At 33.3% G+C, this 26,141-nt stretch carries 22 protein-coding genes; 18 read left to right on the top strand and 4 right to left on the bottom strand.

The window, feature by feature from the left end:
- Positions 1-151: 151 nt before the first annotated feature.
- A complete protein-coding gene (locus BW939_RS01775) occupies positions 152-1,240 on the bottom strand; it encodes an AI-2E family transporter (protein ID WP_228417079.1) in 1,089 nt (362 codons plus the stop codon).
- A gap of 123 nt (positions 1,241-1,363) precedes the next feature.
- On the bottom strand, positions 1,364-3,769 hold the full coding sequence (gene lon, locus BW939_RS01770) for an endopeptidase La (protein WP_076449216.1): 2,406 nt from the start codon (positions 3,767-3,769) through the stop codon (positions 1,364-1,366).
- 256 nt (positions 3,770-4,025) lie between these two features.
- Here lon and BW939_RS01765 point away from each other — a divergent pair, with 256 nt between their 5' ends.
- From BW939_RS01765 to serS, 11 genes are all read left to right on the top strand, one after another.
- Positions 4,026-6,164 (top strand): peptidylprolyl isomerase, encoded by a 2,139-nt coding sequence (locus BW939_RS01765; protein ID WP_076449215.1) that lies wholly within the window; start codon positions 4,026-4,028, stop codon positions 6,162-6,164.
- Between the two features lie 124 nt (positions 6,165-6,288).
- Positions 6,289-7,242 (top strand): MlaD family protein, encoded by a 954-nt coding sequence (locus tag BW939_RS01760; RefSeq protein WP_076449214.1) that lies wholly within the window; start codon positions 6,289-6,291, stop codon positions 7,240-7,242.
- A gap of 17 nt (positions 7,243-7,259) precedes the next feature.
- On the top strand, positions 7,260-8,597 hold the full coding sequence (locus tag BW939_RS01755) for a 4Fe-4S dicluster domain-containing protein (protein WP_076449213.1): 1,338 nt from the start codon (positions 7,260-7,262) through the stop codon (positions 8,595-8,597).
- A 73-nt stretch (positions 8,598-8,670) separates the two neighbouring features.
- Positions 8,671-9,456, top strand: a complete 786-nt coding sequence (locus tag BW939_RS01750) for a (Fe-S)-binding protein (RefSeq protein ID WP_076449212.1) — start codon at positions 8,671-8,673, stop codon at positions 9,454-9,456.
- A gap of 10 nt (positions 9,457-9,466) precedes the next feature.
- Positions 9,467-10,630, top strand: coding sequence for a hypothetical protein (locus BW939_RS01745; RefSeq protein WP_123891543.1), 1,164 nt, complete (start codon positions 9,467-9,469; stop codon positions 10,628-10,630).
- 73 nt (positions 10,631-10,703) lie between these two features.
- A complete protein-coding gene (locus BW939_RS01740) occupies positions 10,704-11,192 on the top strand; it encodes a hypothetical protein (RefSeq protein ID WP_076449209.1) in 489 nt (162 codons plus the stop codon).
- An 87-nt stretch (positions 11,193-11,279) separates the two neighbouring features.
- The gene (locus BW939_RS01735) at positions 11,280-12,407 is read left to right on the top strand and encodes a glycosyltransferase (RefSeq protein ID WP_076449200.1); all 1,128 of its coding nucleotides are present in this window, start codon (positions 11,280-11,282) and stop codon (positions 12,405-12,407) included.
- Between the two features lie 4 nt (positions 12,408-12,411).
- Positions 12,412-13,662 (top strand): MATE family efflux transporter, encoded by a 1,251-nt coding sequence (locus tag BW939_RS01730; protein WP_076449198.1) that lies wholly within the window; start codon positions 12,412-12,414, stop codon positions 13,660-13,662.
- A 54-nt stretch (positions 13,663-13,716) separates the two neighbouring features.
- Complete coding sequence (gene asnB, locus BW939_RS01725) at positions 13,717-15,618, top strand: asparagine synthase (glutamine-hydrolyzing) (protein WP_076449196.1); 1,902 nt, start codon at positions 13,717-13,719, stop codon at positions 15,616-15,618.
- A gap of 33 nt (positions 15,619-15,651) precedes the next feature.
- Positions 15,652-16,158, top strand: a complete 507-nt coding sequence (locus tag BW939_RS01720) for a hypothetical protein (RefSeq protein WP_076449194.1) — start codon at positions 15,652-15,654, stop codon at positions 16,156-16,158.
- A 111-nt stretch (positions 16,159-16,269) separates the two neighbouring features.
- Positions 16,270-17,538 (top strand): serine--tRNA ligase, encoded by a 1,269-nt coding sequence (gene serS, locus BW939_RS01715; protein WP_076449192.1) that lies wholly within the window; start codon positions 16,270-16,272, stop codon positions 17,536-17,538.
- Positions 17,539-17,705: 167 nt separating this feature from the next.
- Here serS and BW939_RS01710 read toward each other — a convergent pair whose 3' ends face one another.
- Entirely contained in the window at positions 17,706-18,287 is a 582-nt protein-coding gene (locus tag BW939_RS01710; RefSeq protein ID WP_076449190.1) for a pentapeptide repeat-containing protein, read from the bottom strand.
- A gap of 39 nt (positions 18,288-18,326) precedes the next feature.
- Positions 18,327-18,605, bottom strand: a complete 279-nt coding sequence (locus BW939_RS01705; protein WP_076449188.1) for a helix-turn-helix transcriptional regulator — start codon at positions 18,603-18,605, stop codon at positions 18,327-18,329.
- 160 nt (positions 18,606-18,765) lie between these two features.
- Here BW939_RS01705 and BW939_RS01700 point away from each other — a divergent pair, with 160 nt between their 5' ends.
- The 7 genes from BW939_RS01700 (at position 18,766) to BW939_RS01670 (ending at position 26,087) form a co-directional block, all read left to right on the top strand.
- Positions 18,766-18,972, top strand: a complete 207-nt coding sequence (locus BW939_RS01700) for a hypothetical protein (protein ID WP_076449186.1) — start codon at positions 18,766-18,768, stop codon at positions 18,970-18,972.
- Between the two features lie 31 nt (positions 18,973-19,003).
- Entirely contained in the window at positions 19,004-19,219 is a 216-nt protein-coding gene (locus tag BW939_RS01695; RefSeq protein WP_076449184.1) for a hypothetical protein, read from the top strand.
- A gap of 276 nt (positions 19,220-19,495) precedes the next feature.
- Positions 19,496-20,431: a hypothetical protein gene (locus BW939_RS01690; RefSeq protein ID WP_159439249.1), complete on the top strand. Its 936-nt coding sequence runs from the start codon at positions 19,496-19,498 to the stop codon at positions 20,429-20,431.
- Positions 20,421-21,347, top strand: coding sequence for an ATP-grasp domain-containing protein (locus BW939_RS01685; RefSeq protein WP_076449180.1), 927 nt, complete (start codon positions 20,421-20,423; stop codon positions 21,345-21,347). Before BW939_RS01690 ends, BW939_RS01685 begins: the two co-directional genes overlap by 11 nt.
- A gap of 160 nt (positions 21,348-21,507) precedes the next feature.
- On the top strand, positions 21,508-22,566 hold the full coding sequence (gwsS, locus tag BW939_RS01680) for a grasp-with-spasm system SPASM domain peptide maturase (RefSeq protein ID WP_076449178.1): 1,059 nt from the start codon (positions 21,508-21,510) through the stop codon (positions 22,564-22,566).
- A 10-nt stretch (positions 22,567-22,576) separates the two neighbouring features.
- Complete coding sequence (locus BW939_RS01675; protein WP_076449176.1) at positions 22,577-24,796, top strand: peptidase domain-containing ABC transporter; 2,220 nt, start codon at positions 22,577-22,579, stop codon at positions 24,794-24,796.
- Positions 24,786-26,087: an HlyD family secretion protein gene (locus tag BW939_RS01670; RefSeq protein ID WP_076449174.1), complete on the top strand. Its 1,302-nt coding sequence runs from the start codon at positions 24,786-24,788 to the stop codon at positions 26,085-26,087. Before BW939_RS01675 ends, BW939_RS01670 begins: the two co-directional genes overlap by 11 nt.
- Positions 26,088-26,141 lie beyond the last annotated feature (54 nt).

The following is a 26,141-nucleotide window of genomic DNA, read 5'->3' as shown; positions in this document are numbered from 1 at the left end:
GTTTTTAATGCTTTTTATAGAGTCTATTATTTTTTTTAACTTGATAATACATTATAATGCTGTAGAGACGTAACCAATGCAGCGGGGTTTACTTTATTGTATAAATTAGAAAAAAAATCAGTTTAACTTTAATTATTAAATATCTAAACCTCTACTCTCTTTCTTCTAGAGTAATATTCTTTGAAATTTTATATTTTCTCCTTTTTTTGTCTGGTTTCGTGTCTTCTCCGAGAAGATTACCCCATGCCTGTAGGTCTTCTACTCTTTCAAAAATAATTTTAATAATGGCAATGGCAGGTATACAAAGTAACATCCCAGAAATACCCCACAGATGCTCACCTATAATAATTCCGATAAAAGAAAATAAAGCATTAATTTTCACCTTAGAACCCACCACAAAAGGAAGCACAATATTTCCATCAATAGCATGCACAACGATATAACCTATTGCTGTATAAATACAGTCTGAAACCGTTCCGGTAGCAAATGCAATAAAGCAGGAAATCAATAAAGAAATGCATATTCCGATGTAGGGAATTACATTCAAAAGCCCGGTAAGTACACCCAAAAGCATAGCATATTTTACCCCTAAAATACTGAGCAAAATAGTGGTAAGAACAGAAACAATAATGATTTGAATAAAAAGCCCCATTATATAACGCTTCGTCATCACTCTTACTTCAGAAACTGCTTCTACAACGCTAGATTGGTGCTTTTCGTTAAAAACATTGATGATAAAACGATTCAGCAATCTTCTGTAATTTAAAACAAAGATAAAAAACAGAATAAAAAATGCTAAAAAACCCAGTCCACTGGAGAAAATACCAAAAGTAAAACCTAAAATTAAGCCTGATGAAGATAAAATTTTATTTAAACCTTGATCGAGATAAGTAAACTGTTCTTTAATTTTAACATTAAAAGTTTTAGAAACCCATTGTTGTAAATCCTCAAAAACTACCATAAACTGAGATCTCAATTTGGGAATATCGTTGGCAAAACCAGCAACTTGTGATGAAAAGAAATAAATTAATCCAGAAAGTATAACGAGCAAAACCATGAGCGAAGCCAAAGTAGAAAATGACCTTGGAAATTTTAATTTTCTTTCTAAAAAATTAGCAAATGGCAAAAAAAGCATTGCCATAAGGAATGCAAGAAAAAAGGGAGCCAAAATACTCTGCCCAAGGCTAATGAGATAACCTATCCCAATAATAGAAACTACTGCCAGCGCTAGTTTTTGCAAAAAAGGTAATTTTAGACGGTTCATAGTAATAATTTAATGGGATAAAATTAATCAGAAAGTTTCTTCTATTAAACAAAAAACACGCCTTTTGGCGTGTTTTATACAAACATGTATTAATTGCGATTATTTTTCTAAAGCAAGATCAATTACCTCTTCCATTCGGTTCACATAATGTACTTTCAAATTTTTCAGATAATCTTGCTTAATTTCTTCAACATCTTTCCTATTGGCTTCACACAAGATAACTTCTTTAATACCCGCTCTTGTTGCCGCAAGTAATTTCTCTTTAATTCCACCTACAGGAAGCACCTTACCGCGAAGAGTAATTTCTCCTGTCATAGCAAGATGCGGTCTCAGTTTCTTATTTCTAAATGAAGAAACCATCGACGAAAGCATAGCGATACCTGCAGAAGGACCATCTTTTGGTGTTGCTCCTTCCGGAACGTGTACGTGAATATTTTTCTTCTCCAAAGCATCTTCATCTATGCCAAGTTCTTCGTGCTTCGCTTTGATGTATTCTAAAGCTATTGTAGCAGATTCTTTCATTACTGTCCCAAGATTCCCCGTCATGGTAAGAGCACCTTTTCCGTTACTTAGTATACTCTCTATAAAAAGAATATCCCCACCTACGCTCGTCCAAGCCAAGCCGGTAACAACACCTGGAGCATCTGTAATTTCTGAAATACTTTTTGGTCTAGGAATACCCAAAATTTCATCTACTTTATCTAAAGAAATTTTGGTGTCATATACTTTTTCTAATGCAGTTTGCAAAGCTACCCAACGAGCAATGCCTGCAATTCTTTTTTCTAAAGTACGAACGCCACTTTCTGAAGTGTGAGCTTCAATAATATGTTTCAGTTCAATATTTCCGAGTTTGAATGATTTTGAATCTAGCCCATTCTCTTCTTGTTGCTTTTTAATTAAATGCCTTTTTGCAATTTCAATTTTTTCCTCTAAAGTATAGCCTGCAATTTGAATAATTTCAGTTCTATCTAAAAGCGGAGACTGAATAGTTGACAAAGAATTTGCTGTGGCAATAAACATCACTTTAGACAAATCATAGCCCAATTCAAGGAAATTATCATAGAAAGAATTATTTTGCTCTGGATCTAAAACTTCCAGCAAAGCCGAGCTTGGGTCTCCATGAAGACCTTGTGCAATTTTATCCATTTCATCTAAAACAATTACCGGATTTGAAGTTCCTGCCTTTTTTATCGACTGAATAACCCTCCCCGCCATTGCTCCGATGTAAGTTTTTCTATGCCCCCGAATTTCACTTTCATCATGCAAACCACCCAACGAAAGCCTTACATACTTTCTGCCTAAAGCATCCGCAATAGATTTCCCTAAAGAAGTTTTACCAACTCCGGGAGGACCTACCAACAGAAGAATAGGCGATTTCATATTGTTTTTAAGTTTCAGAACAGCGATGTGTTCTAAAATTCTTTTTTTAATATCGTCTAGCCCAAAATGCGCTTTATCTAAAATTTTCTCGGCTTTTGCAATATCAAATACATCTTTCGTGTAGCTGTCCCAAGGAAGATCAGTGAAAAAATCAAGATAATTTCTTTGAACATTATAATCTGGTGAGTTTGGGTTTTGCCTCTGAAGCCTAGACATTTCTTTTTGGAAATGCTCCTCTACTTCTTCATTCCATTTTTTAGTTTTAGCCTTTTTCAAAAGCTCTTCTACATCACTTTCTGGGCCACCACCCAACTCATCCTGAATGGTTCTTATCTGCTGATTAAGAAAATATTCTCTTTGCTGTTTATCTAAATCTTTGGATGTTTTCTGATGAATTTGATTTCTAAGTTCTAATTTACGAAAATCTTCATGCATCATTTCATAGCACTTGTTGGCACGCACCAAAAGACTCTTTTCTTCTAGAAGTTTTTGTTTTTCTCCCGAGCGAAAGCTTGCATTAGAACATATAAAATTGAGTAAATCATCATTACTGCTGATGTTTTTGATAGCAAAATTTGCAGCATTTGGAATATTGGGATCTAGGTCAATTATTTTTAAAGCCAAATCTTTAATATTCTCAAGAAGCGCTTCATACTCTTCCTTAGTCTTTGGTTTTGTGTCTTTCAGCTTTGTAATTTCGCCTTTTAGATAAGGTTGTTTATCTACAATTTTTTTTATTTTAAATCGATGGAAACCCTTTGTAATAGCGGTAATATTTCCTTCCGGAAGTTTAATAATCTTAATGATTTTGGCTAAAGTTCCCGTAGTGTAAAGGTCTTTTTCTTCTGGGTTTTCTATTTCAGAATTTTTTTGGCTTACAACACCGATGAATTCACCATTTGCCTGAGCTTCTTCTAATAACTGAATAGAGCTTTTCCTGCCTGCAGTGATGGGTATAACTACGTTCGGAAACATAACCATATTCCTTACCGGCAAGATAGGAAACACCTTCTGACCTGCATTTTTTTCGTTTTCTGTAAAGTCTGAGATATTTATTCCGTCTGTTACGATTTCAAAACCATTTCCTAAGATTTCTTCAAAATCAAGATCTTCAAATTCTGTCATAGTATTTTAAATGACAAATTGTCATTATAATTTATTTGTTATTCAAAAGAATCTGAGCAAAGCTTTTATTAAGCGCCGTCAGAATCCAAGGTGTAGAATTACTCAATAGATGTGCCATTTGAATTTTAGTAAAAAATACGGTCAAAATTTCCTTTTTACATTCATTAAAATTTAAAAAATTTAAAAAAGCCACTAAGATTATGCTAATTTCCTAAAAATGTGTATTTTCGCAGACTATATAAAACTATATTATAAAATGGCAATTTTAGGACAGATTAGGAGTAAACCTTGGTTATTAATGGGGATTATAGCATTAGCGCTTTTAGCGTTTTTGGTAAACCCTGAAAGTATTGAAAAGGTTTTTGGTAAAAATCCTGATGTTTTAGGAAAAGTAAATGGCGAAAAGATAACCCGTGAAGAGTTTAACGACCAGCTATTTGTATTGCAACAGCAAGCTCAACAGCAAAACCAACCACAAAGCGGTCTTGAAGAGCAAGCTTGGCAATTACTGGTACAGTCTAAACTCATCAAGCAAGAGTTTGAAAAAATGGGATTCGAAATGACGGACGATCTTTTCTGGAGCCAACTTCAGTACGATCAAATGTTTGCTCAAAACAAACAGCTTTTTGATGAAAAAGGAAACTTTAAACTTCAGGAGCTGAAAAAAGAGATTGAAACGCTTAAAAATACCAAACCTCAAGATTATCTTCAATGGATGAAAACTAGAAAATCTATTGAGTACAGAATTATGGCAAGACAAGTATTTGCCAATATTTCTACAGGTATCACCACAGGTAAAAAAGAAGCCGAAGAACTCATGAAAGAGAGAGATCAAATGGCGGATATAGACTTCGTAAAAATAGATTACGCTTCTTACCTTGCGAAAAATAAAATAAAAGCAACAACGGAAGACCTTCAGAACTACATCAACCAACATCCTGTAATGTTTAAAACTGAACCAAGCAGAAATTTGGGCGTAGTACTTTTCCCAGCTAAACCAAGTGCGGCAGACGAAGCGGCAACACAAAAAGAGATAACAAGGTTGTTCTCTGGAACAGACGCTGCTACTACAGAAAACTTTCAAAATACTAAAAATGACTCTCTATTTGTATTAGCAAATTCTGATGTCCCTTTTAACAACCAATACGTACAAGCCAACCAAGTGCCACAAGGTCTTCAGGGAAAAATTGAAACAGCCTCTATCGGACAAACTTTCGGGCCTTATAAAGAACAAGAGCTTTTTGTAGTTTCTAAACTTTTGGATAAAAAACCTTCAGACTCTACGCTTTCTAAACACATCCTGATTTCTTACAAAGGTGCAGAAAGATCTACAGCTACAAGAACTAAAGAAGCTGCGAAGAAAATTGCCGATAGCATACTAGCAACAATTAAAGGGAATCCTGCAAAATTTGCTGAAGGTTTAAAACTTTCTGACGAACCGAATGCTGTTGAGAGAAACGGAAGTGTTGGGTGGACGACTCCTCAAAGTCAATTTGCAACGGGTTACTTAAGCTTTCTTGCTACAAACGCAAAAGGCTCTACTGGTATTACTGAAACCGAATTTGGATACCACATCATCAACGTAGAAGATAAAAAAGCAGGAACAATGGGCTACAAAATTGCTCACTTGGTAAAAACTGTAAAACCATCTGAAGCTACTGAAAACTTAGTAGACAAAAACTCAAGAAGATTCATACAGCAAGTTGAAGGTAAATCTTTTAACGACTTTGTGAATATTGCTAAAAAATCAAACTACCAATACACCAATGCTTCCCAAGCAAAAAGATTTGATGGGCAGATACAAGGTCTCGGAACAGATAAAGATTCAGAAATTCTTACTTGGGCTTTTGATAAGAAAAGAGAAAAAGGAAATACAGAAATCTTCACTGTAGAAGGAACAGGAGATAAAATAGTAGTTTATCTTAACGGAAAACAAGAAAAAGGACTTGCAGATCCCGAATCTGTAAGATCACAAATAGAAACTATTGTTCTAAACAAATTGGCTGCTAAACAAATTTCTGAGAAAATTGGTAAAGCATCAAGCCTTGATCAAGTTGCTAAAACCTTTGCAACTACAAAACAATCTGCACAGGTAAACATGCTTCAGCCGTCTGTTGCTGGTGCAATGGAACCTAAAGTAGCAGGTGCTGCTTTCGGAATTCAAAAAGGCAAAATTTCAAATCCTATTGAAGGAGGAACAGGAGTGTATGTTTTGGTGAAAAAATCTGAAACAATAAATAAGCAACCTGGTGATTTGAAGCAGTTCACAGAATCAATCAATCAAAGAAATGCAGGAATGTTTGGGCAAGCTTGGATGAAGAGCTTACAAGACAATGCAGACATCGATGATTACAGAATCGAAATCTGGAATAAGCTTGGAAATCAGCAACAATAAAATTTAATTTCATTTTCATATACAAAGCGGCAAAGTTTTTGCCGCTTTGTTGGTACTTAACACCGAGCAATAGTTTAATACACTCAAAATGTATTATATTTGCTCATTAGAAAAAATTTAAAAAGTGAAATTCAGCAAAGAATTAAAAGCCGGTCTCATAGCTCTATTGGCGATTGTCGGTTTCGTGATCCTATTTCAGTTTATGAAAGGCAAAAGCCTCTTTACAACTGATAATATTTTTTATGCTAAATACGAAAATGTAGAAGGCCTCACGCAGTCTGCACCTGTTTCTATCAATGGTCTTAAAGTGGGACAGGTTGATAAAATCATTCCCATTACCGGAAAAGATGGCAAAATCAGTTTTGTAGTAAAAATAACGGTAGACGACGAATTTGAATTTTCGAAAAACTCAAACGTAGAGATTTTTGAACCTGGCCTAATGTCTGGTAAAGAAATGAAACTAAATCTAATGTACGGAGGTGCCACAGCAAAAGACGGAGATACATTGAAGGGTGCTTACAAATTGGGAATGCTAAACAGTCTTTCTTCTCAAGTGGGACCTGTAAAAGACCAACTGCAGACCGTACTTTACAGAGTAGATTCTTTAATGGCAAACGCCAATCAGGTGATGAATGCTCAAAACAGAGAAGAAATTAAGGTATTATTGCAAAATCTAAATAAAACGGTAGGAGCTTTGGAAAACACGGCTGGAAGCGTTAATAAATTGGTTGGAAACAATGACCCTAAACTTCAAAAAGTTTTAGATGAGGCTAGTGTTACCATGCAAAGTGGAAAAGTAACAATAGATAAATACGGAAATCTTGCAGAAAGTATAGACACTAAGAAATTGAATGCTACAATTGCCAATCTTGATGCAACAGTAGGACAACTAAATAAAGTAATTGGAGGAATAGACCGTGGCGAAGGAAGTTTAGGTAAAATAATGAAAGACGATCAGTTGTACAACAATCTAAATTCTGCATCTACTAATCTTAACGTTCTTCTAGAAGATTTTAAAGCCAACCCAAAAAGATACGTGAATTTTTCAGTGTTTGGCAAAAACGCAAATAAAGAATAACTTTTAACCATTTTGGTATGCATTATATCGACAATATCCTATTTGTAATTTTACTAATTGCAGGATTTGGTCTCTTCACTAAAAGTCTGCAAAAAATTTATCGAAACATTCGACTCGGACGAGAAATTAACCGAAGCGACAGAAAAAATGAGCGATGGGAAACCATGGCTCGTGTTGCTATGGGCCAAAGCCGCATGAGCGCAAGACCCGTTGCTGGCGTTTTACATCTCTTTGTGTATGTAGGTTTCGTAATTATTAATATTGAGCTGATCGAAATTATTATTGATGGAATTTTTGATACACACCGTTTTCTTTCAACAATTTTTGGTCCTACTTTTTATAATATTTTTACAGCAACTTTAGAGATTTTAGCTCTTTTGGTAATCATTGGAGTTGTACTCTTCTTCATCCGTAGAAATTTTTATGACGTAAAAAGATTAACGATGAAAGAACTTTTCGGGTGGCCAAAAAATGACGCCAATTGGATCTTAATTATCGAATTCGCCTTAATGATGGCATTCTTTACTATGAATTCCTCAGACTTCATATTGCAAACGAGGGGCTTTGATGGTTATCATCATCTTGGGGCATTTCCTATCAGTGAGATGACATTGGTTCCGTTTTTAGAAATTTTCAGTTTTGATAGTTCTTTTCTAGAAATAGTTGAAAGAGGAGCTTGGTGGTTTCACTTTGTGGGGATTTTATTCTTTATGAATTATCTTTATTATTCTAAACATTTACACATTATTTTAGCTTTTCCAAGTACTTGGTACGCCAATTTAGATTTGTATGGAAAGTTTAATAATTTAGATTCTGTTACTAAAGAAATCAAATTAATGATGGATCCAAACGCTGATCCTTATGCAGCTCCTGCTGAAGGTTCAGAAGAAGCACCCTCCAAATTTGGTGCAGAAGATGTTTTTGATTTAAATCAAGTTCAGCTTCTCAATGCTTATTCTTGCACAGAATGCGGAAGATGTACTTCGGTTTGTCCCGCAAATATTACTGGCAAAAAATTGTCTCCAAGATTAATTTTAATGAAAACCAGAGACCGTTTAGAAGAAGTAGGCAAAAACATTGATAAAAACGAAAAGTTTGAAGATGACGGCAAAAAGTTATTAAATGATTATATAACAAAAGAAGAACTCTGGGCTTGTACTACGTGTAATGCTTGTACGCAGGCTTGTCCTATACTTTTAGATCCGCTTTCTATTATTCTCGAAATGCGAAGATTCTTAGTAATGGAACAATCTGCAGCGCCTCAAGAGCTGAATCTAATGATGGCTAATGTGGAGAACAATGCTGCACCTTGGCAGTACAATCAAGCCGATCGTCTGAATTGGGCAAAAGACTAGAATTTGAAAATGAGATAATTTGAAAATTAAAATCAATTATAACCTATCAATCATTACTTATCATTAATACATCATGGATTTCACTATAAAAACAATGGCCGAATACGCAATGGAAGGCAAATCTCCGGAAGTTCTCTTCTGGGTAGGTTGTGCCGGAAGTTTTGATGACAGAGCCAAAAAAATAACCAAAGCTTTTTGTAAAATTTTAAACAAAATTGGCGTTGAATTTGCCGTTCTCGGACAAGAAGAAAGCTGTACGGGAGATCCCGCAAAACGTGCCGGAAACGAATTCGTTTTCCAAATGATGGCGCTTACCAATATTGAAATTTTGAACGCTTACGAGGTGAAAAAAATCGTAACGGCTTGCCCACACTGTTTTAATACTTTAAAAAATGAATACCCTTCATTAGGCGGAAAATACGAGGTTGTACACCACACCCAATTTCTGAAAACCCTTATGGAAGAAGGCCGACTGAAAATAGAGGGCGGACAATTTAAAGGCAAAAAAATCACTTTTCACGATCCTTGCTACCTTGGGAGGGCCAATGGCGAATATGAAGCACCAAGAATGCTCCTAGAGAAACTGGATGCCGAATTAGTTGAAATGAAACGTTGCAAAACCAACGGGCTTTGTTGTGGTGCAGGTGGTGCACAAATGTTTAAAGAACCTGAAAAAGGTAAAAAAGACATTAACGTTGAAAGAACAGAAGAAGCCCTTTCTAAAGAACCTAAAATAATTGCTACAGGTTGCCCTTTTTGCAATACCATGATGACTGATGGTGTAAAGCATTTCAACAAAAACACCGAAGTAGAAGTGAAAGATATTGTAGAACTTTTGGCAGAAGCTGAAGATCTTTAAGATTAAGTGTGTGGAGGAAATAAAATCGTTCAGCAAGCTGAAATCTCAGTGGAAATTTTCTTTCCTCATCACACTTATCCTGATGGTTCTTTTAAGTATTTGGAATTTTAAAAACAGAATGTACGACTGGGATATGCCAGGTTATATGGGCTGTTTTTACACTTTGATTGAACCAAACAACCCAAAAGAAATTCATCAGCGCATTTACCAAGAGATCAAAAAAGAAGCTCCGGAAAAAGAATACATAGACATCATTGGAATTAATCTCTATGACAGAACAAGGCAGTGGTTTACCAAAAGTGAACAATCATTTACAGAGCAGCTTCCTTATTTTCAGATTAAAATTGGTTACAATATTACGCTCTTAGCATTATACAAAATCGGGTTTACAGGCCCAATGTCTGTTACGATACTCAGTGTCATTTCTTATTTTATTTCAGGAATTCTGCTTTTTTTCGTTTTAAAAACTATTTTTCCGAACAAACCATGGCTTAGTTCTTTGTTGACTGTAGGTATTTGTTTGTTATCTCCCATGACGCACATGGCGCAAATTTCAACTCCGGATATGTTCATTTTTCAATTCATGATGCTATTTATGATCGCTTTATTAAGAAGATGGAATCAATGGGCAATGTTTATTATTCAATTTTTGATTGTATTTGTGAGACCAGATTACATTACATTTTCTCTCACTTTCTACATCACTCAAAGTATTCTTGAGTATCTGAATACGAAAAAAATAAATTATTTGGTCATCATACAATGTGCTATATTGGTTACAATGTATATCGCTATTTTGAAATACTACAACTATCCTGGATGGAAGGCACTTTTCTACGATACATTCATTTACAGAAGACCTTTTATCAGCAAAGAAAAAGCAGACTTTACAATTTCAAAATACCTGAATATTTTTTTCGGTAAGTTATTGTATTTCAAAAAGGTAACATTATCTTGTATATTAATGCTTACGGGTATTTTTTGTTTTTCTAAAGATAAATTTATAAGGTTTTTTGCCATCTGTTTTGTGGTTAATATTTACATTAAATTTGCACTTTTTCCACAATCGGCAGCTTTGAGATTCTTCTTTCCGTTTATTGCACTGCTATTGCTCATGTTTTTCTATAGCGTGAATAGAAAATATCCGAACTTGAAAATCGGGAAAATTGCTTAATTTTACACTTTAAAAATTTATTTAAATGGGATCACAATTGCTGATTTTATTACACAAATAAAAAAATAAGCTTATGAAAATTGAAGAATCTGATATTATAGAAGCCAATGACTACAGGGTCATTATATACCCTGCATCAAGACCACTTGTGACAGTTGAAGCAAAAAAAATCACCGAAAAACTGTACGATTTCTTAGCCAACTGGGCTGCTCATGGTAAACCACTTTCATCATCATTTAAAATCGAAAAAAACCAGTTCATTATTATTTGTGTAGATGAAGAAAAAGAAATGGCTTCCGGCTGCAGCATAGATGCACTAGGGAAAATAATGCGAGAGATTGATGAAGAATATCAATTAGGACTATTCGATAGGATGAAAGCCAGTTTTGTAGAAAATGGCGAAGTGAAAACTTTAAAACTGATCGATTTCAAATCTAAAATAAGAAACGGAGAGATTTCCAAAGACATTGAAGTTTTCGATTTTTCTAAAAACACCTACCTTGAGTTTTTAGGAAACTTCCTTTTGCCTTTCGAAAGAAGCTGGGCTTCAGTAATTAAATAATTTTTTCTTTAAATATTGTAAATTTCCTTTGCAGTTTCTCATTATTTTTGAAACTTCAAAGGAAATTTTCTTATTTTGAGCTAATCAATGCAAAAAGTACTTTTTTTAACCACAGCGCATCATCCTAAAGATGACCGCATCTATTATCATCAAGCAAAATCGCTTGTTGAAAATGGTTTTGAAGTTAAAATTACAAGCCTTTGCGAAAATTTAGAAGAAATTTCAGACCAAATTAAAATTGAATCTTTTTCAATTTTACATCATACATTTCAAGAGAAGATAGCAACTTTTCTTAAGGTCTGTACATCTTTTCAGCCCAATATAATTATTTGCTCAGAACCTCTCGCTATTTTTGCAGCTCACAAATTCCAAAAAACAAGAAAAACTTCGGTAATTTACGACATTACAGAATGGTATCCCGCCATGTCAATGCTTAAACATATTCCTTATCCTGCTAAAATTTTTCAGGCTTTAAAATTTTTCATCATTAATTTGTATGCAGGTTTTCTTAGCAGTGCCTTTATTTTTGGTGAGCAGACCAAAAAATTTCCGCTGGCCTATTTTTTTCCTTTTAAAAGAAATAGTACTCTACCCTACTATCCCGATCCGAAATTTATTTTTTCTAATATAAAAAAAATAGATTCAAATGAAATTACTCTTTGCTATACCGGCCAAATCTCTAAGGATAAAGGAATAGGAAACTTTTTTAAAGCAGTTGATTTGCTTAGACAAAAAAACACGACAATAAATATAAAAATACTCATTATTGGCTCTGCAAGAAATGAAAATGACCAATTTTATTTTGAAAATCTTCTAAAAAAATACTCATTTGAAAATATAGAAATTCGAAAACCATCTTCATTTGAAAACTTCACAAAAAATATTGCAGAAGCTGATGTATGTTTTGATTTGCGTGAATTGAATTTTGAAAACCACCATTCTCTTCCGATTAAACTTTTCTATTACATCGGAGCAGGAAAACCTGTAATCTATTCAAATTTAAAAGGGATTCGTCAACATTTGGATGTTTCAGAATTTGGCTTTTTAGTTGATCCTAAAGATGCAGAAAAAATATCAGATATTATATTAGATTATATTAAAAACCCTGAATTATACCAAAATCATGCTTTAAATGCAGATAAAGCCTTCAGAGAAAAGTACAATTGGCTTGCTATCAAAGATTTTTTCTTACAATGTATAAAAACCAACTACTAGTAAGATGCTTACGATTCTCAAAACATTTTTGTCTCGCTTTCTTATTCTCTTATTGAGTTTCGGACTGGTTATTTTTTCTACCCAATATTGGGGTAGTGATGGCAAGGGAACAATTTCTATCGTGATTGCCAATGCAGCAATGATAAGTTTTTTCAGTGGTATATTTACAGGAAGCAGTACTTCATATTTCGCTTCAAAATTCCAGACAGAGCAGATTTTGCTGTATTCCTATTTGTGGTCTATCGTAACGGGGATTACAATTCCATTGCTGTTTTCTTTTTCAGAAATACAGTCGGCTTATCTTTTTCATTTGATTGGGATTTCGATATTTTCAGCGCTTCTATCCGTAAACGTGAATCTTTTTATAGGAATGCGGAATATTAAAATGTTCAATATCTACACGTTTCTACAGCAACTTTTGCATGTCATTTTTTTATTCGGGTTTATATTTATCTTAAATTTAAAAGAGGTTTCAGCCTATTTTGTGGCGCAGATTTTTTGTCTTGCATTGCTGTTTTTAATCAGTTTTTTTCAAATAATTAAAAAATGCAAATCATCAAATTTCATATTTTCTTCTGATGTTTTAAAAAACATGTTCGATTATGGCTGGAAAAACCAACTTAGTGCACTCATTCAGTTTTTAAACTACAGACTTTCTTTTTATTTCCTAGAACATTACGAGGGAATTTCAGCTGTCGGGATTTTTTCTGTAGGAATTACCTTTGCAGAAGCCATCTGGACGATAACCCGAAGCATCGCTGTAGTATTGTATTCTGAAGTTATCAACAGTAAAAACAGAGCTGAATCTATTCTCAAAACGAAGCATTCACTAAAGATATCGTTTAGCTTAATGGTAATTTTTATATTAGGAATTATCATCATTCCAAGCTCGGTTTATGAATTGATTTTCGGTAGAGCTTTCCGAGCAACTAAAGAAATAATGGTGATTTTAGCACCGGGAATTATTGCAATTGCCATGAGTGATATGATTGGATATTATTTTTCAGGAATTAAAGAATTAAAAATCCTCAACATCAAATCGATTGCAGGATTATTTGTAACGATTGCATTTTCCGTAATTTTAATTCCAAAATATGGTATTTATGGTGCAGGGATTGCAACTGTTTCTTCATATTGTCTTTCAGCATTTATTTTGTTTTACCATTTTTATCGTTCTACAGACTTTAAATTAAAAGATTTTTTGATTTCCAAAAATGATTTAAAAGAAATTAAATTTAAATTTCTAAAAAAGTAAAACCTTTCATAAAACCCGGCACTTTTCTTATTTTTACATCACAAAATCAAAGTCATGTGCGGAATCTGCGGTTATTATTCATTCTACAAAGAAATTTCTACGAAGAATATTTTGGAGATGAATAAAGCCATCCAACATCGCGGTCCGGATGATGAAGGATATTGGGTAGTAAATCAAAACAAAGGAAAATCTTTTTCTGGAATACATTCTACGGAAAAAATACAAGAAAACTTTCCTCTTTTAAAAGATGAAAAATCTCATTTGGCTTTAGGGTTTAGAAGACTTTCAATTGTAGACCTCACGGAAAAAGGACATCAGCCGATGAGTTCTGAGGATGAAAAAATTACAATTACTTTCAACGGAGAAATTTATAATTTTAAAAAGCTAAGAGAAGAACTTTCTGCATTTAACTTTAAATTTAAAAGTGACTCAGACACAGAAGTTATACTAAAAGCTTACCAACACTGGGGCAAATCTATGTTTGAAAAACTCGACGGAATGTTTGCCATCTGCATTGTAGATTTGAATAAGAAAAATATAATTTTCGGTAGAGACAGGATGGGCCTGAAACCCCTATTTTACATAAAAAATAAGGATGGATTATTTTGGGCATCAGAAATAAAATCTATATTGAAAAACGAATTTGTAAAACCCGAAATCAATTGGAACGGTGTTTACACGAATTTTCTTTTTCAAACCACTCTTGCTCCAGAAACCTGTTTTAAAGATATTCTCTCCCTTGAACCTGGCGGTTTGATGGTTTTAAACATAGAAAACAATTCCTTTGAAAAAGAAAAATATTGGATTTTAAATTCAAAAATCGATTCTGAAATTTCAGAGGATTATGCTGCAAAAAAAATTGACGAACTGCTCTCAAAAAGCGTAAAAGAACAGCTTTACGCAGACGTTCCGGTTACAAGCATGATGAGCGGCGGAATTGATTCTACTTTAATTACTTCAAAGGCAAAACCTTTTAAAAGTGATGTGAATGCTTTCACAATACAGTACAAATTTTCGGAAGATGAAGTGAAAAACGCTTCTTTGGTTGCCTCTGAACTTAAAATTAAACACCACATAAAAACAGTAAGCGATGATGAAGTTTTGGCAGATTTAAAAGAAAATATTCAGCACTTTGAAGAGCCTTATTCAAGCCTTGAAGTTTTGATGAACGCCGCAGAATATGCAAAATCTTTAGGCTTCAAAGTTGTTTTAAGTGGAAACGGTGCCGACGAGCTTTTTGCTGGATACAGCCATACTTTAAAACTGAAAAAATGGCTTTTGTGGAAGAATTTTAATTTTATAAAGAATTTTATCTTTACAAAAGATCCGTTTTCTGAAAGGGTTAAAAATTATTTCTCACAAGATTCTATGTTTGACTTTTTTCGTCAAAGCCAAGTAGGGATGAAACCTTCTGAAGCTGCAAATGTTTTTAAATATGACATTTTCAAAACGGTGAATACTGATTTTACAAAATTTCAATTATCAGAAACCAAAAATTACTCCGCATATTTTGAGTACGACATGAAATATTCTCTATCGTCTCATCATGTATTCAGAGATGATCTAAGTGCCATGAAATATGGTGTAGAATTTCGTTATCCTTATTTAAGCAATGAATTGATTGATTTTGTATCTACTTTGCCAGAGAAATTTAGATTTAATGGCATACAAAACAAACCTCTATTGAGAAAAGTTGCTGAAAATTATCTCCCGAATGAAGTTTTGAAAATGCCGAAAAGAGGATTTTCTTTTCCTCTACATCATTTCATTAAGAATGAAGAGAAAGTTCAGAATTTCATCATCGGAAATCTAGAGAGTTTAAAGAAAAGAAATTTCTTTAAATCAGAAATCATTGATGCATGGTGGAAAAACCAAAATAATCCTTACGACTGCGTGAAAATCTGGCAGCTAGTAACATTTGAGCTTTGGTACCAAAAATATTTTGAAAATCTGTAACGGCTCTACAAATTAATATTTTAACTTTGTAAAATGAAGCAATCTATTTGGGGAATAACAATGTCTTTAATGGCACTTTTAAGTTGCAAAAGTGATGAAGAAGACATTCAAAAAATTGATCAAATCCTTAGTTTTTATATGAAAAATACTGCAGGAAAAGACCTTTTCAATCCTACAGCAGTAGGTTCATATTCGCAAATTAAAATGAATGATGTTTTTGGCGAAGCAGATAATTCTCCTGTTACATTTTCTGGTCCCACAATTCAAATAGATTCTACTTATAAAATTGAGTACACTGCCGGTGCAAAGAGAAGACTTCTTTCTTCTGATGCCAATGACAACAGACTTTACCAATCTAAAATAGCTTTAAATATGCGTCAAAAAATAAATGACACTTTATTCCAAACAATTTTAGATACCATGGAAATACAATACCGATGGTCGCCCACGCTGTTTGAAGTCTCGAAGGTTTTGTACAATAAAAATGAAGTTTTTAATAAAACGCCAACTTCTGGGAATACATTTACCATTACAAAATAATTTAATTTTCATAAATTGCAGGATGAATGATGTTTGATGATAGAATTTAAAACATTTTCTGCATCACAGTAAGCATCAGTCATTCATTTTCAAACACCCAACAACTCATTTATGTTACAGGTTCAATTTTTGCGCGACAATAAAGAACGCGTTTTAGAAGGTCTTAAAAAAAGACAATTCAAAAATCTTGAGTTGGTAGACGAAGCAATTTCTACCGACGACGAAAGAAAAAAAATTCAATTTGAATTGGATTCTCAACTTGCCGAAATGAATAAAATCGCCAAAGAAATCGGGATTTTAATGAAGGACGGCAAAAAAGAAGAGGCAGAATCTTCCAAATCTAAAACGGCACAATACAAAGAGTCGAGCAAAGAACTAGAAACAAAACTGAGCAATTTAGAATCGGATTTAACCAATATTCTGTATCAGATTCCGAATATTCCTAATGCATTGGTAAAAGCCGGAGCATCTGCGGAAGACAATGAAATCATCTATCAATCTCACGATGTAGAAGGTCTCGGAGAAGGGGCAATTCCGCATTGGGAACTGGCAAAAAAATACAATTTGATTGATTTTGAATTGGGGGTAAAAATTGCCGGAGCTGGTTTCCCTGTGTATCTAGGAAAAGGGGCAAGATTGCAGAGAGCTTTGGTGCAATATTTTTTAGATAAAAATGTGGATAAAGGCTACATGGAAGTAAATCCTCCTCACGTTGTGAACGAGGCTTCAGGTTTCGGAACTGGGCAATTACCAGACAAAGAAGGGCAAATGTATTATATTAATGAAGATAAATTGTTTTTGATTCCTACGGCTGAAGTTCCTGTAACCAATCTTTATCGTGATGTTTTGTTCCAGGAAAAAGATCTTCCCATTAAAAATACAGCTTTTTCTCAATGTTATAGAAGAGAAGCAGGAAGTTATGGCGCTCATGTAAGAGGCCTGAACCGTCTCCATCAGTTTGAAAAAGTAGAAATCGTAAGAATTGAAAAACCTGAAAATTCTTATGCTGTTTTGGAAGAAATGGTAGAACATATTAAGGAAATTCTGACTGATCTTGAGCTTCCGTACAGAGTTTTAAGACTTTGTGGTGGCGATACAGGATTTGCTTCTGCGATGACTTATGATTTTGAAGTCTGGAGTGCTGCTCAGGAAATGTGGCTTGAAGTAAGTTCGGTTTCCAATTTTGAAACTTTCCAGGCGAACAGATTGAAGTGTCGGTATAAAGCAGATGGAAAATCTCAACTGGTACATACTTTGAACGGTTCTGCAATGGCTTTGCCAAGAATTATGGCGGCTTTGCTTGAAAATAATCAGACTTCGGAAGGAATTAAACTTCCGAAAAAAGTTGCTGAATATGCTAAGTTTGATTTGATTAGTTAAGTGCTTAAATATTATTTAAACGCAAAGTGCGCAAAGATTTTCTTTTTTATAACTCGATGTATATTTTTAAGTTCGCAAAGGCGTAGACGTAGCAGAGAGCGCAAAGTATTTTCGTTAAAATTAATATAAAATAAATTTTAAACCACCTCAAAATTGAGGTGGTTTTTTTATGCGTTTTTGTCGATGATAATATTGTGATGAAGCAGTAAACCTGAAAGATTTGAAGCTGAGAACTTTGCTCCTTTCATTTTATTGTTTTCGGGATTAAAAGCAAAATTGTAAGCTGTTCTGAAGTCGGTCTGCTCAAGGTTGGTACGGTCAAAAGTGGCACCTGAAAGATCAGAATTCAGAAATGTAGCGTTTCGCAGATCGGTTTCAGAAAAATCTGCTTCGTGAAGGATGCAGTCTTTAAAAACTGTTTTTCTGAGCGATAATTTATAAAATATAGAATTGTTGAGAATACAGTTTTCGAATTTAAAGGAAAGACCGAAATCATTACAGGAATCGAAAGCAAGACCGAGCATTTTTGAGTCTTTAAAACTAACATCCCGAAACGCGGTAGAATTCAATTTAACCATGGTCAGATTACAGTCTGTAAACCCGCAGTCATTAAACTTAAAACCGGAAAGATCGGCGTACTCAAAATTGCAGTTTTTAAAGGTACAGTTTTCGTATTCGCCTGACTGTAAAGGAGATTCTGAGAAAGCAATGTGATTAAAATTCTGTTCTGAAATGTAAAGTGAATTCATTGAGATAGTAAAAACAATAATTGCTAAAAGTAAGATATATTAATCTTTTTCTGCGAACATTTTTAATTTTTCTTTCAAAGAATCGATCTCTAAACTCAGTTGATTATGCAAAGAAATTTGTCCGGCAAAAGGTTCGTAAATATCTTCTACAGATACTTGAAGCAATTTGGCAATACTGCTCCATTCTGTGTCTGTGATTTTCACTTGCCCTTTTTCTCTCTTAAAGTATTGAGGTTGGCTGATCTTAAGATAGATTGCGATATCCGCCTGCGTCATTTTTTTCGCCTTCCTTACAGAAATTAATTTCTTGTTCGTCATTTTGTGAAATATGTGTTTTGTAGAACGAATTTAATACAATTTTTCGTATTTCAAAATTATAGCCTATAAAAAGCTATAATTTTTGGTTTTTTGTGTGGTAGATGTTTTTTAGATTTGGAATATCAATAATGGCAAAAAATAATTTACAACATTTTCGATTATGAAAAAATTAAGCGAGAAAAAGATTAGAAAAACCGTACTTTCAAAAATTTTTGGGGGAAAAATTGAGCATACAAGTGGCTCAAGAACCGTTTTAGTAAACGGTCAGGAAGAAACAATGAAGATCACTGATTCTTTTGATGATAAAAATGGGGATGGAACTTGGCAAGGCAACGAAAGCGGGGTTTTATGTACCTCTTTTGAGTAAAATCTATTATTAACAATTAAAATCAAAAAAAATGAACAAAAAATTAGCAAAAAAAACAATCTTAACCACGAAACTTAGCAAAATTTATGGAGGAAGATCAAGAGCTACAACAGGTCCTACCAAAACAAATGAATATGGTTGTGTAATGTACACAAATGACGTTTATGAAGATGCTAATAATGATGGTGTGATGAATTCTGATGAATGGAGGTCATTAACAACTTGCGTTGCGACAGATTGTCCATAAATGAAGATATTAGAACGATAAACTTTAAATACTTCTAAAATAGAAGTTAAAGAAACAGAATTTCGATAAACCATTTTAAATTCACTCATCAAAGACCATTTGATTATTATCAAATATTAGATAAAAATCAATAAAATCTAAGTGATATAAAATACTTAATTTTTAAAGCAGTACATTTCCTTGTGCTGCTTATTCCTTTAATATTATTTCTTATTTATGAAAATTATGTTGTTCCTATTCTTGTTTAGCTGTCAACTTTTTTCTTCACAAAATATTTTGCCTGAAGAAAAATTTAGCGTAAGCCAAAATTATATTTATTTAGCAAAGTTTGAATTTTACAAAAAAAATTATAGAAAAGCTAACGGTTTATTTAAAAAAGCGTTTTATTATCATTCTCCTAAGGATTCGTATGATTTGCTTGATGCGGGGGCTGCAGCATTATATAGCGGAGAAAATGAATTATTCGAAAAATACATTATTGAATCTATTACTAAATATAAGGCACCTTTAGAATTTATAATAAACTATAAAAAATTCGAAAAATATAAAAACGATTCTTTTTTTACAGAATTACCTGCTAAATATGATGTTCTTTATAATAGCTTTTTCACAACACACCAAAACCTACAGGTTTATTTAGATTCAAACCTTCTGATGGAAAAAGATCAGATGATAAGAGATATTATTTCTGATCTTGAAAAAAACACTGAGGAGACAAATTTAAATAAAAAGTTTATTTATAACCAGTTAATCAAAATTGACGAAAAAAATGCTCAAGATTTAATCGATTTAACAAAAAAACATGGTTATCAGGAAAACACATGGTTATTGTTATGGCATCATAGGCTTCAATTTAATGATGAGAACAATTTCTTTTGGCAGTTTTTCAAACCATATATTAATAAAGAAATAGAACAAGGGAAACTACACAAAAGTTTTTTTGCTATGTTTGAAGATTTTAGTGAAATGGAATCGAAACAAACGCAAAAATATGGAATGTTTCCACAGTCTTATATGATAAATCCAATTAAAGACATTAAGAATGTAGATTGGCTGCGTAATGAAGTTGGATTGCCACCCTTGTTGTATGACAAAATTGTAAATGGTTATCCGATAATTGATGATAAGTATCAATTATCCGAGTCTGATTTGCAGAATCTACTAGAGAAAAGAATCTCAAAATATGAAATTATAAAAGCTAATGATAATTAATGTTATTTCTGAAGAGAATGATAAGTCCACAGATAATATTGTAAAGTGGTTGGTCTGTTTAGACCAACCTTATCAACGATTTAATGTCGAACAGTATACAAAATTCTCGTTCCTTTTGGGAGGTAAGGTTAAACGCAACCGGACAAATATTATTCATAGAAGGGCAAAATTACGAACATATTTAAATAGTGGTTTTGCAGCTTTAGATACTTATGTAAAAGAGGAAACAAATACATTGATAAAATCTTGGGAAAAAATCGTTAAATCGGATTGCACGTCAAATTACATGGGTGGTTTTAATGAGGAAGATCAGCATGATAAATTATTCGATCTTTTTATAGCAGAATCTATCGGTCTGAAAATTCCCGAAACTTTAATAACAAATTCTAAAAAAGAACTAATTGATTTTGCTAAAAAACATATCGTAATCACAAAAGCAATAAATAAGCCTATCCAAATAAATTTAGAAAAAGTTTCTATGCGTGATAAAGGAACTCTCCAATTGGATGAAGATACTATTGGCGAGTTAAATGATGATTTTTCTCTGAGTATTTTTCAAGAGTATATAGAAAAAGAATGTGAAATTAGAGCATTAGTGTACGACCAAAAAATATTTTCTATGGCAATTTTCTCTCAGAGAGACAAAAAAACAAGAACAGATTACAGGAATTATAATTATGAAAATCCTAATAGGTGTGTTCCATTTAAATTACCTAATGTAATAGAACGTAAGATTCTGAAATTCTTCAAACTAAAAAATATTAATATGGGTTCGATTGATTTAATTTTAAATGAAAATGGTTTTTATTTTTTAGAAAATAATCCACAAGGGCAATATGAATGGGTATCTGAAAATTGTAATTATTACATTGATAGATATATAGCAAAGCAACTAATTAATTTTCAAAATGAATAAAAACGAATATCATTCAATTTATATAAAAAAATCAGTAACAGAATTACAGAACAAAAAAAATATTAAGATTGAAAAAATATCTGTAAAAAAACTTCTTAACAAAAATGTTACACGTCAAATTTTTCACAAGCCTATTACAAAAATTATAAATTTTTAGTAAATGTATCTTAAAATATTTTCAAATTGTCGCCTAGTTAAAGGTTTTAAAAATTATCTCATTCATGATATCCAAAGAGGAAGCATGACAAACATTCCTGAAGAATTATACCTTACTTTATTAAAGTATAATAATAAAAGATATAACTCTAAATTAAAATTTGAGCTAAGAGATTATATAGATTTCTTAGTCGAAGAAGAGTTTGTTTTTTTTACTAAAACTCCTCAGTACTTTCCAGAAATAAACGATGAATTTGCTTTGCCTTCCAAGATAAGTAATATCGTTATTGACATCAAGGATAATAATTCATATGATTTGAATGAAATTTTTTTACAAGTAGATGATTTTAATTGTGAAAATATTGAATTGCGATTTTTTAAGAAAACGACTGAGACTGAAATAAGAAACATAAGTAATTTTATCAGTGAAAATGAATTATATTTAACTAACATAGGCATAGTTTTACCTTATGAAGAAAATGTCAACTACAATCAAATATTAGAAATAAGTAGAATTGTATATTTACATCTATACAATTGCAAGTCAGATGATACTGTTATACTATCTGAAGAAAAGCATATTGTATATAGTTCTCTACCAGTTTTTTCTGACAAAAACTGCGGACTCATAAATCCAAATGACTTTACATTAAATAAATACTTATTTTTTGAATCGCACCACCATAACTCCTGTCTCCACAAAAAAATCTCAATTGACACAGAAGGCAATATAAGGAATTGCCCTTCCATGCCCCAAAGTTTTGGGAACATAAAAGACACCACCCTACAAGAAGCTTTCAATCACAAAGATTTTAAAAAATATTGGAATCTTACAAAAGACAATATAGAAGTTTGCAAAGATTGTGAGTTTCGTTATATATGTACAGATTGCAGAGCATACACAGAGCGCACTCATGCCAACGCCGAGGGTTTAGATACTTCAAAACCCTTAAAATGTGGCTATGATCCTTATACAGGAGAATGGGAAGAATGGAGCACTAATCCACTTAAAGAAAAGGCCATCAACTATTATGGAATGCAGGATTTGATAAAGAAAAAATAAAACACAATCATTGAAAAAAACATTCCCATTCTATAAACAACCCGACACTAAAGATTGCGGCCCTACCTGCCTAAGAATCATCAGCAAACATTATAAGAAAAGCATTTCTCTACAACAGATCCGGAATCTCTCAGAAACAACTCGGGAAGGAAGTAGCTTACTCGGTTTAAGCGATGCAGCAGAAGATTTGGGATTCCGGTCTCTGGGAGTTCAGATTGATTTTAATACACTTGCAGATGAAGTTCCTTTGCCATGCATTGTGCACTGGAATAAGCAACATTTTGTTGTTGTTTATAAAATTGAGACCCTTCGACAGGCTCAGGGTGACAGCCGTTACAAGATTTATATTTCAGATCCAAGTTATGGTTTAATTACTTACTCAAAAACTGATTTTATACGATTTTGGATTGGCGAAAATGCAGATGAAAATACAGAAGAAGGTATTGCTTTAATACTTGAAACAACACCTGCTTTTTTTCAAACTGAATTTGATGATGAAGAAAGCAAAGCCAGCTTTTCGTTTCTGTCAAAATATTTACTGAAATATAAATCGATGATTCTTCAGCTGGCAGTAGGTCTGCTTGCCGGAAGCTTATTATCACTGATTCTTCCGTTTCTAACCCAAAGTATTGTTGATGTAGGAATCCAAAATCAGGATTTGAATTTTATATATCTTGTCTTGATTGCTCAGGTAATGCTCTTCCTGGGCAGAATGGGAATTGAAATTATCCGAAGTTGGATATTACTGCATCTTTCGACAAGAATCAATATTTCTATTATTTCAGATTTCTTTATCAAACTCATGAAACTTCCCATAAGTTTCTTTGATACGAGAATGACAGGAGATGTTATGCAGCGTATTAACGATCATCACCGGATCGAACAGCTTTTAACAAGCTCGTCATTAAGTACACTGTTCTCATTAGTCAACCTTTTCATATACAGCATCATTCTGCTGTTTTATGATTACAGATTATTCATTGTTTATCTGGTTGGAGCAATTTTATACGTAGGTTGGATTACCTTCTTTCTAAATAAAAGAAAAGAACTCGATTACAAAAGATTTTCACAGGTTTCTCAGGAACAAAGCAAAGTTATTGAACTCATCAACGGCATGCAGGAAATCAAAATGCACAATGCCGAAAAACAAAAACGCTGGGACTGGGAGTTTCTGCAGGTTAAATTATTTAAATTAAGAATAAAATCACTGTCATTAGAACAGTGGCAATCTGTAGGAGGTAATTTCATTAATCAGATGAAAGATATTTTGGTGAGTTTTCTTTCTGCAAAATTAGTACTGGAAGGAAATCTTACTTTAGGGATGATGCTTTCTGTGCAATATATAATTGGTCAGCTAAACAGTCCGTTACTTCAGTTAATAGATTTTATCAAACAAACTCAGGATGCAAAAATTTCTTTGGAAAGGTTAGGCGAAATTCATGATAAAGAAGACGAAGAGAATAAAAACGAGCAATATGCTGTAGAAATTCCACAAAAAGACATTGAGATTGATAATATGTCTTTCAGGTATATTGGTTCAGAGATTCCTGTTTTTGAAAATTTAAGTTTAAATATTCCTTTCCAAAAAACAACTGCAATCGTCGGAGCCAGCGGAAGCGGAAAAACAACACTCTTAAAACTATTAATGAAATTTTACGAACCCAATGAAGGAGAAATAAAAATAGGGAGTACACTGATGAAAAATATCTCGCCCAGATTTTGGAGAGATCAGTGCGGCGTTGTAATGCAGGAAGGGTATGTTTTTAACGATACAATTGCCAATAATATCGCAGTTGGTGAAGATTATGTAGACAAAACAAAATTGAGGAGAGCCGTAGAAATAGCCAATATCAAAGACTTTATTGAAGATTTACCTCTCAGCTACAATACCAAAATCGGAAATGAAGGAGTTGGCGTGAGTGGCGGACAAAAACAGCGGCTCTTCATCGCAAGAGCAGTATATAAATCTCCTGAATATATTTTCTTTGATGAAGCTACCTCTGCTTTAGATGCTAATAATGAAAAAGTAATCATGGAAAATCTGGAGCAATTCTTTAAAGGTAAAACTGCAATCGTGATCGCACACAGACTTTCCACTGTAAAACACGCTGACAAAATTATTGTACTTGACAAAGGAAAAGTGGTTGAAGAAGGCAATCACTCTGAGCTTGTAGCTCAAAAAGGAGAATATTACAGACTCGTAAAAAATCAATTGGAACTTGGAAACTAAAGACATTTTAGATCATATAGAACTTCGCTCAGAAAGCGTTCAGGATATCCTTACAGAGCCACCTCATTGGATGTTCCGATGGGGTAATACAATAATATTTCTGACTCTCATTTTAATCCTCATAATGAGTTATATCATCAAATATCCCGAATTTGTTCCGGCTTCCATTGTGGTAACTTCGCAAAATCCACCAGAGAAAATTGAAGCGAGAAGCAGCTCAAAGATTGAAAAAATATTTATAAAAGACCATCAGAAAGTAAAAAAAGGAGATATTCTGTTTGTTCTGCAATCCACGGCAAATTATTCAGATGTACTGGAGCTTAAAAAATTAGTTGATTCTCTTTCTCCAAACGAACTGCTTTCCTTTCCCCTCAGCAAAGCATCACATTTTAAATTAGGTGAACTGCAGGGCGACTATAATAACTTTTCAAAAGCTTTTCAGGATGAAAGTTTATTTTCAAGATTGCAGCCGTATGCTCCTGAAAGCTTAGCTGCCAATCAAAGTCTCTCTGAATCCAGAGGTAGAATAGCCAACCTGCAACTTCAAAAAAAACTGGAGCTTACAAAATATGAGCTTACCAAAAAGAATTACCAGCGGTCACAGGATTTGTATAATCAGGGCGTAATTGCTGCGATGGAAATGGAGAATGAGAAAATAAAATATCTTCAGGCTCAGCAGAATTTAGAAAACATCAATATTTCCATTTCTCAGATGCAGGAAAACATCTCAAATTTGAATAAAACAAAAAGCGGAACTACCATAAATTCAGAAAAAGACAAAATCAATTATTCTTCCCAGACACTGCAGTTGTTTGAGCAGTTAAGAAAATCTCTCAAGCAATGGGAACAAAGCTATCTCATTACTTCTTCTACAAACGGAACAGCCAGTTTCCAGCAGTTTTTTGGTGAAAATCAGTTTGTAAAAGCAGGAGATCCTATAGTTTCAATTTTACCGGATCACACAGAGCAACTGGTAGGCAGAATGTCTGTACCTGCTGCAAATACAGGAAAAATTATTCCCGGTCAAAAAGTTTTAATTAAATTAGACAACTACCGGTTTCAGGAATACGGAATTATAGAAGGAAAAGTAAAGAATATATCAATGATTCCGGATGATAAAGGAAATTATTATGTAGATATCATTCTTCAAAAAGGCCTCAAAACTTCCTACAACAAGACCCTAAAATTCGATAAAGAACTACGCGGGAATGGTGAGATTGTAACACAGGATCTGAGGTTGATTGAAAGGTTTTTCTATCAGATCAGGAAATTACTGGGTTATCAGAATTAAAAAAACTTACTAAAAATTTTAAAAATTAATTTCGAAACTTCCATCTTCCAACAA

The organism is Chryseobacterium piscicola (assembly GCF_900156685.1).
Lineage (GTDB): Bacteria > Bacteroidota > Bacteroidia > Flavobacteriales > Weeksellaceae > Chryseobacterium > Chryseobacterium piscicola.
The sequence above is the reverse complement of the archived record's forward strand: the minus strand, read 5'-3'. Positions and strand labels throughout refer to the sequence as shown.